Source organism: Mesorhizobium sp. M1E.F.Ca.ET.063.01.1.1, assembly GCF_003998155.1.
Lineage (GTDB): Bacteria > Pseudomonadota > Alphaproteobacteria > Rhizobiales > Rhizobiaceae > Mesorhizobium.
In genome coordinates this window covers 1-11,119 of sequence record NZ_RZSC01000132.1, presented here as the reverse complement: position 1 = coordinate 11,119, position 11,119 = coordinate 1, and the positions used below count along the sequence as shown (strand labels likewise).

Annotated in this window: 14 protein-coding genes; 7 read left to right on the top strand and 7 right to left on the bottom strand. The window is 63.5% G+C overall.

Going from position 1 to position 11,119, the window contains the following annotated elements:
- The coding region (locus EOA29_RS12615) for an MFS transporter (protein WP_145969664.1) at positions 1–1,162 on the bottom strand (1,162 nt) is incomplete at its 3' end.
- 98 nt (positions 1,163–1,260) lie between these two features.
- On the opposite strand from EOA29_RS12615, the gene EOA29_RS12610 reads away from it, so the two are divergent.
- Entirely contained in the window at positions 1,261–2,169 is a 909-nt protein-coding gene (locus tag EOA29_RS12610) for a LysR family transcriptional regulator (RefSeq protein ID WP_126094554.1), read from the top strand.
- Positions 2,170–2,179: 10 nt separating this feature from the next.
- On the opposite strand, the gene EOA29_RS12605 is transcribed toward EOA29_RS12610, so the two are convergent.
- A complete protein-coding gene (locus EOA29_RS12605) occupies positions 2,180–2,707 on the bottom strand; it encodes a hypothetical protein (protein WP_189350126.1) in 528 nt (175 codons plus the stop codon).
- Positions 2,708–2,861: 154 nt separating this feature from the next.
- On the opposite strand from EOA29_RS12605, the gene EOA29_RS12600 reads away from it, so the two are divergent.
- Complete coding sequence (locus tag EOA29_RS12600; RefSeq protein ID WP_126094553.1) at positions 2,862–3,413, top strand: isochorismatase family protein; 552 nt, start codon at positions 2,862–2,864, stop codon at positions 3,411–3,413.
- Between the two features lie 80 nt (positions 3,414–3,493).
- Here the strand turns inward: EOA29_RS12600 and EOA29_RS12595 are convergent, their stop codons facing one another.
- On the bottom strand, positions 3,494–4,465 hold the full coding sequence (locus EOA29_RS12595; protein ID WP_126094312.1) for an IS110 family transposase: 972 nt from the start codon (positions 4,463–4,465) through the stop codon (positions 3,494–3,496).
- A gap of 317 nt (positions 4,466–4,782) precedes the next feature.
- On the opposite strand from EOA29_RS12595, the gene EOA29_RS12590 reads away from it, so the two are divergent.
- From EOA29_RS12590 to EOA29_RS12575, 4 genes are all read left to right on the top strand, one after another.
- The gene (locus tag EOA29_RS12590) at positions 4,783–5,238 is read left to right on the top strand and encodes a GFA family protein (protein WP_126094551.1); all 456 of its coding nucleotides are present in this window, start codon (positions 4,783–4,785) and stop codon (positions 5,236–5,238) included.
- A gap of 349 nt (positions 5,239–5,587) precedes the next feature.
- A complete protein-coding gene (locus EOA29_RS12585) occupies positions 5,588–6,805 on the top strand; it encodes an amidohydrolase family protein (RefSeq protein ID WP_126094550.1) in 1,218 nt (405 codons plus the stop codon).
- Between the two features lie 105 nt (positions 6,806–6,910).
- Entirely contained in the window at positions 6,911–7,081 is a 171-nt protein-coding gene (locus tag EOA29_RS12580; RefSeq protein ID WP_126094549.1) for a DUF2934 domain-containing protein, read from the top strand.
- Positions 7,082–7,174: 93 nt separating this feature from the next.
- The gene (locus EOA29_RS12575) at positions 7,175–8,488 is read left to right on the top strand and encodes a mechanosensitive ion channel domain-containing protein (protein WP_126094548.1); all 1,314 of its coding nucleotides are present in this window, start codon (positions 7,175–7,177) and stop codon (positions 8,486–8,488) included.
- A gap of 31 nt (positions 8,489–8,519) precedes the next feature.
- Here the strand turns inward: EOA29_RS12575 and EOA29_RS12570 are convergent, their stop codons facing one another.
- Positions 8,520–8,849: a hypothetical protein gene (locus EOA29_RS12570; protein WP_189478881.1), complete on the bottom strand. Its 330-nt coding sequence runs from the start codon at positions 8,847–8,849 to the stop codon at positions 8,520–8,522.
- Positions 8,850–9,127: 278 nt separating this feature from the next.
- Between EOA29_RS12570 and EOA29_RS12565 the strand changes: the two genes are divergently transcribed.
- Positions 9,128–9,283: a DUF1127 domain-containing protein gene (locus tag EOA29_RS12565; RefSeq protein WP_126094546.1), complete on the top strand. Its 156-nt coding sequence runs from the start codon at positions 9,128–9,130 to the stop codon at positions 9,281–9,283.
- A 170-nt stretch (positions 9,284–9,453) separates the two neighbouring features.
- On the opposite strand, the gene EOA29_RS12560 is transcribed toward EOA29_RS12565, so the two are convergent.
- The 3 genes from EOA29_RS12560 to EOA29_RS12550 form a co-directional block, all read right to left on the bottom strand.
- Positions 9,454–9,750, bottom strand: a complete 297-nt coding sequence (locus EOA29_RS12560; RefSeq protein WP_126094545.1) for an antibiotic biosynthesis monooxygenase — start codon at positions 9,748–9,750, stop codon at positions 9,454–9,456.
- 168 nt (positions 9,751–9,918) lie between these two features.
- Positions 9,919–10,233 carry a GYD domain-containing protein gene (locus EOA29_RS12555; protein WP_126094544.1) on the bottom strand — a complete coding sequence of 105 codons (315 nt, stop codon included), beginning with the start codon at positions 10,231–10,233 and terminating at the stop codon, positions 9,919–9,921.
- Positions 10,234–10,484: 251 nt separating this feature from the next.
- Positions 10,485–11,119, bottom strand: a 635-nt coding sequence (locus EOA29_RS12550; protein WP_127220970.1) for a sulfotransferase family protein, incomplete at its 5' end; no start/stop codon positions are given.

Genomic DNA, 11,119 nt, shown 5'->3' with positions numbered 1-11,119 from the left:
CCCAGGCGATTCCCGCCAGCAGCGAACCGATGGCCCCTCCGATGAAAAAGATGCCGACGAAGAGCCCGTTGAGTCTTCCGCGCGCCTTGGGCTGCAAAAGGTTGATGGCGCGGCGGCCGAGCGTCTGGTCGCCGGTGACGCCGATGTCGAGCAGCACGGCGCTTGCGCCCATCAAGATGAGTGGCACCCATGTGCCGCCGGCTTCGGCCGCGCCCGCCCACGCCGCAAGGCCGAGCGCCGCGATCAGGCCGAGATGGCAGGCAATCGTCGCCGGTCGCGTGAAGCCGCGGTCACCGGCGCGGCCGAAGAGCGGCGTCACCGCCGCGCCGCCGGCACCGGCCAGCGCGAACAGCGCGATGCCGCGCTGGCCGAGATCGAAGGGCGGTGCTGCAAGGCGTAGCGCCACCGCCGTCCAGAATACACTGAAGGCCGCCATCACAAGGCTCGCCGTCAGCGCACGACGGCGCAGCACCGGCTCCTCGCGCAACAGCTCAAACAGCGATGCGAGCAGCGCCGCGTAGCTCGCATTTGCCAGCGGCCGCCGCCGGGGCAGAGCGAGCCCGAGCAGCATGGCGAGCAGCGCCAGCGCGCCGGCGCTGATGCCATAAAAGGCGCGCCAACCGAAGGCGTCTGCGACAAGGCTGGCGAGCGGACGCGAGAGCAAAATGCCGATCATCAGGCCGCTCATCACATCGCCGATGACGCGCCCGTCCTGTCCGGGCGGCGCCATCGAGGCCGCGACCGGCACCAGCACCTGGATGCAGGAGCAGGCGGCGCCGAGGATGAAGAGCAGGAGGAGCAGCGAAGCGGCAGAGGGCGCGAACGCCGCGACGGCCGCCGCAACTGCGGCGACGCAAAGCATGCGCAGCACCAGCACGCGGTTCTCGACGAGGTCCGACAGCGGCACCAGGAAGAACAGCCCGGCGGCATAGCCGAGCAGGGTGGCCATCGAGACCAGCCCGCTCTCGGACGCAGCGGCCCCCAGCGACGGGCCGATCAGCCCGACCAGCGTCTGCGGCGCGAAGAGGTTGGTGACGATGATGCCGACCGAAGCGGCAAACAGCAGCGTCTGCGATCGGGTGATGGCCCCGGTGCTCTCGCCGGCTCGGGGTCGCTCGGCGAACTCGGCCGCCGCGACTTCGGCATTGTTGGTTCCGTGCATGAAAAATCCTCGTGGCTCGCATATCTGCCGAGGACTTTATTGCGATCGAGCATAATGCTACAATTGAATTAACACGATAATGATTATGCGAGTTACGCATGAACATCCATGACCTCGAAGCCTTCGTCGCCGTCATCGAGACCGGCTCCATCGTCGCCGCCTCGGCCAGGCTCAATCTCACCCAGCCAGGTGTCACGCGCCGCATCCAGAGCCTGGAGGAGCGGCTGGCCACGCCCTTGCTCGACCGCCAGTCGAAGCCGCTGAAGCCGACCGCTTCGGGCCGCGAGGCCTATGAGCATGGCCGCCGTGTGCTGCGCTCGCTGGAGGATTTGAAGGCCAGCGTCTCGCCAGCCGGCGAGGTGAGGGGCGAGTTCCGCCTCGGCATCATGCCCTATCTCTCGACCAGCGCGCTGTCCGAGCCGCTCGACAGCTTGCGCGCCGCCTTCCCGCAACTGACGCTCAAGATCACCTCCAGCCTGTCGCCGCGCCTGGTCGAGCAGGTGCTGCACAGCGAGATCGACGCGGTCGCCGTCTGCCTTGCCGACGGCGTCGCGCCGCCGCCCGAGTTGGTCGGCGACGATCTCGGCGTGCAGTCGGTGCTTTTGGTGGCCTCGCCAAGCCTCGGCGTGCCGAAGCCGGCCGAGCTCACCGATCTTGCGCGCTACCCCTGGGTGCTGAACGAGACCGGCTGCGGTTTTCGCGCCTTCATCCGCCACCGCTTCGAGCTGGCGCGGCTGCCCTTCCATGTCGGCGTCGAGGCGCAGGGGGCCGACTTGCGTATGTCGCTGGTGGCGCGCGGCCACGGCATCGGCGTCGTAACCCCCGGCGCGCTGTCGGGCAGCCCGTGGCGCGACGTGGTCGAGGTGGTCAACTGCCCCGGCTTCCGCCCGCAGGTGCGCTGCTGGCTGCTCCACCGCCCGCCGGCCGGAAGGCTCGCGCGGCCGATCGCAGTGTTCCGCGACGCCTTGGCCGAGGCGCTGAAGGGCCCGATGCCGCTGATGTCGTAGGGTGGCGGTGCTATCTTTCCTTTGGTGGGGGAGATAGCGATTTCAACACTTTAGCGAAGCCAAGTGTTAGTAATCGCCAGAGTGAGGGCGCAGCGCCGACCTTTGTGGTCGTCATCTCTGAGCCTTGCGATCGGGGCAGGGAGGCGAGCCATGTATCCCAAAACTTCTGCTGCATGTGGACGAACACGGGAACCACATCATAGCCCTGGTCAAATATATTGACTAAATTGCTCTTGTTAGGGTGTTCCCCTGTTTTCACCTTGCAGACCACCAATCCACGACTCATCTCGGTCACGGTCCCCTCAGGGAAAACGTTGCAGCTCGCGCCGTAACAAAAGGGCAGTATCCCTTCGACTTCGAGCTGCTTGCGGATTTGGCACAACGCTTCGAAATAGTCGTCTTCTTCCGCCTCGATGACCTTGTTCCGATAGCTACAGGTGAGCCGGCACTTGATTCCCACATCTTGCAGCGTGAACAACGCCTGCTCGTCCTCGCCGGCGTCTGCCCCGATCAGGAATACGCTGCATTGTTGATTCATTGTTATTTCCCCAGACATTCCGCCCAATCACTCGGCTTAAAGTAGTTGTAATGTTATCACTTTTCAACTGGGGATTGTTCGCCTCGACTCGACAATGGTACCTGCGGCGCTGCCCCATCCTTGACCCATCCTCCACCCACGCTATCCTCGCGCCATGCCGAACACCGCTCCCTCCGCCGCCGCTCCGCTCATCGTCATCGACCTTCAGACCGGCATGTTCGACGGCCGCTTCGATCCGCCGATTCACGACGCGGACACGATCGCCGAGCGCGCTCGAAAACTGATCGACTGGGCGCGCCGCTCCGGCCGCAAGGTGGCTTTCGTCCGCCATGACGGGCCGGCGGGCGATCCGCTGGCTCCGGGCGCTTCCGGCTGGCCGGTGTGGCCGCAACTCGGCCAGGCCGCCGACGAGCCGACCTTCGGCAAGACGGTCGGCAATGCTTTCTCCAACGCGGCGCTTGCCGAATGGGTGGCAGGGCAGGGTGCTAAGGACGTCGTGCTCATCGGCGCCCAGACCGATTTCTGCGTCGCTGCCACCGTCAAGGGTGCTTTTGCCGAGGGGCTCGGCGTCACCGTGGTCTCCGACGCGCATTCGACGCTGGATTCGCAAGAGGAGAAAGCGCCCGACATCATCGCGCGGCACAACGACGCCTTTGCCGAGCAGGGCGCGCGGATGACGACGACGGCTGCGTTGGTGGAAAGCTGAGCGCTCTTCTGCTTCTCCCCTTGTGGGAGAAGGTGGATCGGCGCGATAGCGCTGAGACGGATGAGCATCTGTGTTTGTTGTCAAGGAGCGATTGGGCTCCAGGTACGGTCTTGTGTGATGAGCGCATTGGCCATGACGACGAGCTTTCGCATAACGGCGACGAGAACGATCTTTGCGGGCTTGCCTGCGTTGCGCAGCCGGGAGGCGAACACGGCAAGATCGTTGTTGTAACGACTTGCTGACAGAGCAGCCATGTAGAGGGCGTTTCTGACGCCCTTGCGTCCGCCTTTGATTGCGCGGCGTCCCACGTGCGGGCCGCTATCGTGGGCGACTGGAGCGAGCCCCGTCAGCATGGCCGCCTGCTTGGCGTTGAGCGTACCCATCTCGAGGAGGCCGGCAAGGAGGGTGGCGGCGGTGGCCGGCCCGATGCCCGGGACCGACATCAAGATGGTATAGCGTCGGGCAAGTACGGGATCAGCCGAGATCAAGCGTCCAATCTCGGCTTCGAGACGTACGATATGGCTCTGAAGCGCTTTGAGCCTGCGGTTGAGTTCAGCGCGCAGGAAGGGGCTTTTGAACGTCGCCAAGCGGTTGATGAGCGCGGTACGCTCGGCGCTGGCGGCACTGCGTGCGCCAACCATCTCCTGCAGTAACTCTATCGCAAGTGAAGCAGGCGCCGTTTCCGACGGATCGAGTGCAACTCCCATCAAGGCCAGCAGCCGGGCGTCGATCTTGTCGGTCTTGGCAAGCTGGCCGCAGGCTTCTGCGAACAGCCGAGCTCGCAGCGGGTTAACGACGGCCACGTGCAATCCGGCCTCGTGCAGCGAGCGCTGCGCCGCACGATGATATTTGGACGTCGCCTCCATGATCACGCGCCTCACCGCAAGACTTTGGAGCTGGCGCTTCAGCCGCCGCAGGCCACAACCATCATTGGTCACGCGAAAACCCTGACCGACCGGATGGACGTACACATCCAGCCACTCTTTACACACGTCGATGCCGGCATAGACTGCCAGCATCGCATTCGGTTCGGACAATACCTTGCCTTGCATGCGGGACTTGCTCCCCATCATCTGTTCAGGACCCGTGCGAGAACGAATGGACCTTGCTCAACCGCGGTTCACGCCAAGGGGTGTACGGTCCCATCCGTCCACTCCCCGGCGGACGGCCATCTGTCGGGGAGTGCAGCTATCTTGCACAAATAGCCGCTGTCCCAACATGCAAGGGGTGTTGGAAGAAACGAGGCGCCTGCTGTTGAGGCGCCAGGATCTCCATCGCCTCACTCCGTCCAGCATCCCTCATCCGTCGCCTTCGGCGACACCTTCTCCCACAAGGGGAGAAGGGGGAAACCAACCCAAGGAGCCCCACCGTGCCAACCCTTTCCCTGCCCGCTGAAGGAGGCTGCCGCTGCGGCCGCGTGCGCCTGAAGATTTCGGCGAAACCTTTGCTCACCATGGCCTGCCACTGCACCGGCTGCCAGCGCATGTCGTCCAGCGCCTATTCGCTGAGCGCCGCCATTCCCGCGCAAGGCTTCGAGATCACCAAGGGCGAGCCGGTGATCGGCGGCCTGCACGGCGCCTCGAAACATTATTTCTGCGGCTACTGCATGAGCTGGATGTTTACCCGGCCGGAAGGGCTCGACTGGTTCGTCAATCTGCGCCCGACCATGCTCGATGACCCTGCCTGGTTCACGCCCTTCATCGAAACCTGGACCAGCGAGAAATTGCCTTGGGCGACGACGCTCGCCGTGCACAGTTATGCGGCCCTGCCGGCCTTCGAGGAATATGAGGAGCTGGTCGCGGAATACGCCAGGACGCAAGCCTGATTGCCCAGAACAAAACGGCGACCCGGGTCAGATCGCCGTTCAGTTCATGGTCGACGCGGCCGTTGGGGGCGACATTGTTGGGGATGTGCTTGGGCGTCCGCGTCGACCACGGCGGCCTCATACCGCAGACTGTACTATGGCACATTTTTTTCGCGCGGAAACTTCCGCGAAAGCGGAATAGGCAGGGAGCACGGACTTCCCCACCGGCATGTGAGATTAAGGTTAACGGCGGCGGTTGCGAAGGCGATCGGGCGCGCAATCTGCCCACAAGCGAGGAATTCGGCGGCTTCGACGAAACACTTTCTATCCCCTTCCGCATTGACCTCCGCTTCCCGAGCGGCGACGAGTGATGCATTCACCTCGAACGGATCGCATCTTGCACCAGTTTCTCAACGCCAGGCTCGCCGACGACTCGCTGGCCGACCTCACCGTCACCGAGGGCCGTTTCCGCGCCATCACCCCCGCCGCCAAAGCGGCAACCCCGCCGCCAGGCGCCATCGACCTTGCCGGAAAACTCGTGCTGCCGGGTTTCGTCGAGGGCCACATCCACCTCGACACGTCCTTCTATGGCGATGCCTGGCGCCCGCATATTCCCTGCACCACCGGCTTCGACGTGCGCGAGCGCGTCGCCTTCCAGATGCAAAACCTCGCCCAGGCCGCGCCGATGGAAGAGCGCGCGAAAAACCAGCTCGAGCTTTGCATCGGCCATGGCAGCCTTGCGATGCGCAGTCACGTGATGGTCGACGGCGTGGTCGGGCTGAAACATGTCGAGACGATTCTCGCCGTGCGCGAACACTATCGCGAGCTGATCGGCATCCAGCTCGTCGCCTTTCCGCAGAGCGGCATCCTGTCCTCGCCCGGCACGGCCGAGCTACTGGACGAGGCGCTGAAACTCGGCTGCGATCTCGTCGGCGGGCTCGACCCGGCGAGCTTCGACCGTGACGTGAAGGGCCATCTCGACGTGGTCTTCGGCCTTGCCGAAAAGCGCGGCGTCGGCGTCGATATCCATCTGCATGACGCAGGCACGCTCGGCCTGTTCGAGATCGAGGAGATCGCCGCGCGGACCACCGCGCTGGGCATGCAGGGAAAAGTCGGCGTCAGCCACGCCTACGCGCTGGGCGACATTTCCGCCGACACCTTGGCCAGGGCCGGCGAGATGCTCGCCGCCTCAGGCGTCGCCATCATGAGCAACGCTCCCGGCAACCATGCTTTCCCGCCGGTGGCGGCATTGCGCAAGGCGGGCGTCACGGTCTTTGCCGGTTCCGACAACATCCGCGATTCCTGGTGGCCCTATGGCGATGGCGACATGCTCAACCGCGCCAACATGATCGGCTACCGCTCCGGCTTCTACGAGGACCGCGAACTGGAGGCGGCTTGGGATGTGGCGAGCCATGCCGGCGCGAAAGCGCTGGGGCTGGAGGGCTACGGCATCGCGGTCGGCGCCAAGGCCGATTTCGTCGCGCTGAAGGCCGAGCATGTGCCGGAGGCGGTGGTCGCTGTGCCGAGAGAACGCACGGTCTATCGTGGGGGCAGGGCGATTGCCAGGGATGGCGCGATGATCGGGTGAGGGGCGGACGCTGCGCCGAGAAAATTGGCCACTGCAGAGCCTTCGCATGGATCGTTTCGCTGGCGCCGACGTTCCTTCTGGTGAAACAGAGATCGGGAGGAATCCATGGCTGAACAGACCAGGGAAGAACGCATCCGCCAGCGCGCCTATGAGCTTTGGGAAAAAGAAGGAAAGCCCGAGGGCGCCGACTTGCGCTTTTGGGAACAGGCGATGAGCGAGATTGACGACGAGGATCAACGCAAGGGTTCGCCGGACAAACGGCGACGTGCCAGCTAGGCCGGCGCATAGCTGCCGGCCGCGGTCCTGAAACGGGCCTTGGGACGAAGGCGGACTCTGGGTTGTTAGCCCGTGCATGATGGGCGTGTGGCAATGGATGTTCGCGACGCCATCACTCGAGCGCTGGCCTGGTCCAGCGGATGGTTCGACTATGCCGCCACGCCGTGGCTCCTCTATCAGCTCGCTATTATCCTGGCCCTGTTTCTCGCGGCCAGGCTCGCCGGGCGACGCGTCGAGCCGTTCGTTGAGGACCGGGCACGCCAGATCAAGGGTCACCCCGGACTGCTGAGGGTCGTGATCGCCCTGTTGCGGCGCACCGACTGGATTCTTTTCGCGCTCTTCCTGGTCGCCGCGCTCAACTTCATGCGCCCTTTCGTGTGGCCAAGCCACACCTACCTCGTCCATGTCGCGCTTTCGCTGTCGCTTGCGTGGCTTGTCGCGTCGGTGCTGTCGCGCGTCGTCCACAACCGCCTCGTCGCCCGCCTGCTCGGCTGGCTGATCTGGATCTATGCGGCGCTTGTCATCCTGGGCGTCAGTGACGAGACCGCGGCGGTGCTGGACAGCCTCGCCATCCCCATGGGCGCCATCCGCCTTTCGGTCCTCGTGCTGCTCAAGGCGGCGCTGCTGCTGGTCGCCACGGTCTGGCTTGCGGTGGTCATCGGCAACTATGTCGATGAGCGTGTCCGCATCTCCGAGGAACTGACACCCTCAATCCGCGTCCTTGTCGGAAAGGTGGCGAAGATCGGCCTGGTGCTGGTTGCCGGCGCTGTCGCCCTTTCCGCCGTCGGCGTCGACCTGACGGCGCTGACGGTTTTCTCCGGCGCGATCGGCGTCGGTCTCGCCTTCGGGCTGCAGAAGGTCGTTTCGAACTTCGTCTCCGGCATCATCATCCTGCTCGACAAGTCGATCAAGCCGGGCGACACCATTTCGCTTGAAGGCACATTCGGCTGGATACGTGAATTGCGGGCGCGCTTCGTCTCGGTGGTCACGCGCGACGGCCGCGAATATCTCATCCCGAACGAAGACTTCATCACTCGAAGGGTCATCAACTGGTCGTTCAGCGACAATCTCGTGCGGCTCGACGTGGACTTTGGCGTCTCCTACGACGCCGACCCGCATAAGGTCAGCGAACTGGCGATAGCGGCCGCGATCAGCGTCGGCCGGGTCGAAGCCGACCGGCGGCCGGTCTGCTGGCTGACGGGGTTCGGCGATTCCTCGCTCAACTTCGTCCTGCGCTTCTGGATCCGCGATCCGCAGCAGGGGCTGACCAATGTGCGCGGCAAGGTGCTGCTGGCGCTGTGGGATACGTTCAAGGAGAACGGCATAGGCATCCCCTATCCGCACCGCGAGGTCATCGTCAGGGAGGCCGGGCCGACCGGGCTGAAAGGCAATTGGGCGGCGCGTTGAGCGGCGGCGAGGTGTCGGGGCGGCGAATGGATCAGTCTGAATCTTCCCCAAGCTTTCCCAAGAACCACTTGGCTGCGATCACTGTCCCGAACCCCAATGCAGCTATGACGGCAGTGATTGGCGTCAAGCCAATCGTCAGGTAGGCGAATGTTCCAATCGCAAGGCCAACGGAATTAACCCAACTGGGCGCTGATTGGTCTAAGTGATTTTCGAGGATGATTTCACCGGCGAATAAAACGCCGGATTGAAAGATGAGCAGCCAAAATAGAACCGCAAAGAGCCCAAATCTTCTCGCGAAGAATAGGCGCTCAGCAGCATACGGGGCGGCGACTGCCACAAAGTATAAGCTCAGAAGAAACATCTGACTGAATTAGCATGGCGCGATAAAATATCCTATCACGGGCGTGAGCTTACGCATCAGCCGATGAAGCATCCGATATCGGGGGTGACGCAGCCCGGGGTGGGCATGGCGCTCGTACCTCTGCGATCCCCCAATTAGTTCGCATGCATATGTTTCAGGCCGCTTGGGCTTCGTGAAGCATTTCACCGTTCGTGCGCAATCGACTGGTTACAGACGCACCTCAAAAGCGGCGCTCGGTGAACGGCCGATCTTTCTGCCGCTGCCTTGTGGAGGTCCCGATGTTTAAGAGCTTTAGCCGCATCCGCGCCGCCTTTGCGCAGGCGAGCGAGCGCCGCAGGACGACGCGCGAACTGAACGGCCTGCCGCCGGAAATCCGCAAGGACATCGGCTGGCCTGATTCCGTTCAGGACAACGAGATCCGGCTGCCGTTCTGAGAGCAATTCCAGGAAAAGTGTGCAACGGTCGGGCTCGGCGACTTCGCCGTAGCCGTCCGTCCGGAATTGCGTAAAAACAAATGGTTAGAGCGGCTCGGCGATTCTGCCCCGAACCGCTCTGAGGAGCCGGGCGCGCCTCGCGGCCCGGTCATCGCCAATTGGCGGCTTCGTCAGCCTATTTCCGCAACGACCGTCCCGGACACCGGGTCCGTCACGCCGAGATCGCCGCCGAGATCCTCAAGCATATCGCGGAACGTGTCGAGAATGCCGATCATCATCGGGCGCGCCGCGGCGAGGCTGTCCATGTCGCTCCATTCGCCGACAAAGCAGAATGTGCGTTCGCCGGTCTTGATCAGGGCGCCCTTGCGAAAGCCGTTGGCGTCCAGCGAGATCTTCTGATGCGCGTCGACGAAGGCCTTTTCCTGGCCTGGCTTGGTGCGAAAGCGGACTACATTGTAGGCGGTCATGGCTTCCTCCGATCGGTTTGAGCAGCAATCCTGTTCTAGCCAAGGAGCGCTGCATGTTTCCTGGGCGGCATCCACCGTGCGGGCGCATCCTCGGTTGCCGGATGCTGTCATGTGCGAACCGGCAGCACGGGTACGTTCGATCCGCCCCATGCTGCCTCGTCAGACGGGTCAGCCGGCGGGCTTGTAGACGCCGGCAGCCTTGTTGGCGGCCGCGATCACCGCCTTCATGTCGAGCTCCTCGAGGACGACGAGGTCTCGCACCGAACCGCTTGCCCGCACCGCAAGCGTCATGCCCATCCCCGCAACCTGATCCGGCACCTCGCCATTGACGACGACGTCATAGAGGCCGCGTGTAAACACTAGACTGTTCATCTTGCCGCCGACGCTTTCGAAAAGCGCCTGGACCGCAGCTTCCCGGTTCGATCCCTGCATCAGCCCTTTGGCGGCATTGGGTTCGTAGTTCGCCAATATGGTAACCTTCATGGGAATCTCCTCCAAATATCACTGTCTCGGGCTGCCCGATCACCTGGGCGGCCCGGACTTGCCTTCTTTTTCCTGACATTTGACCTGGTCTTTGGACCGCCCGGGCAATCACAGCCAACGGGCGGTTCAACCGGAGCATGGCTTCGGCTTACGATAATATGCGCCTATTCTAATATAACGACAATCCCGCTGTTGGCACTGGACGCTGAGAGGCACCCTGCTGCGCCCACCGCCGATCCGGCGTTCTCCGCTTACCCCAGCCACCACCAGAGCCCGCCGACCGCCAGCGCGATCAGCGCCGCGACGCCGGCCAGCATCACATAGGAACCTATGATCATGTCGCGGATGATCTTCTTTACGCTGGCGCGGTCGTTGAAGTTGGGGAAGGGCTCGTTCGGAAGCGGGACGCCGAGGAAATCGCAGAGCGGGCCCCAGCCGTCGGTGACCTTGAAGACCAGGAGCCTTTCCGGCGACACCGCCGCCTTCACCTCGTCGATATAGGCGTTGTAGCGCGCCACCGCCTTGTCGCGGTCGTTCATCACGCCTTTCAAAGCGCGGCCCCAGACCAGCTTCCGCGACATGTCGCCGAACTTGCGGCCGAACGGCGTCAGCCATTCCAGCACCCTGACCTGCCAGACATTCTCGGTGAAGTAGATCGTGTCGATGGTGCTTTCGTACCAGGCTTCGGCGCCGCGCGGATGCAGCGTCAAAAGCACCTTGGCGCGAGGGTAGGCGGCCATCAATTCCTTCCATACGCAGCAGCCCGGATTGTCGACGGTCGCCCGGTAATTGGCGAAGACGCGGTTCCAATCGTGCTGGCTTCCGGGCGGGCTGTTAACCACCTTGCGCCAGAAGTCGAGATGGCCCTTGTTGGCCTTGTTTATGA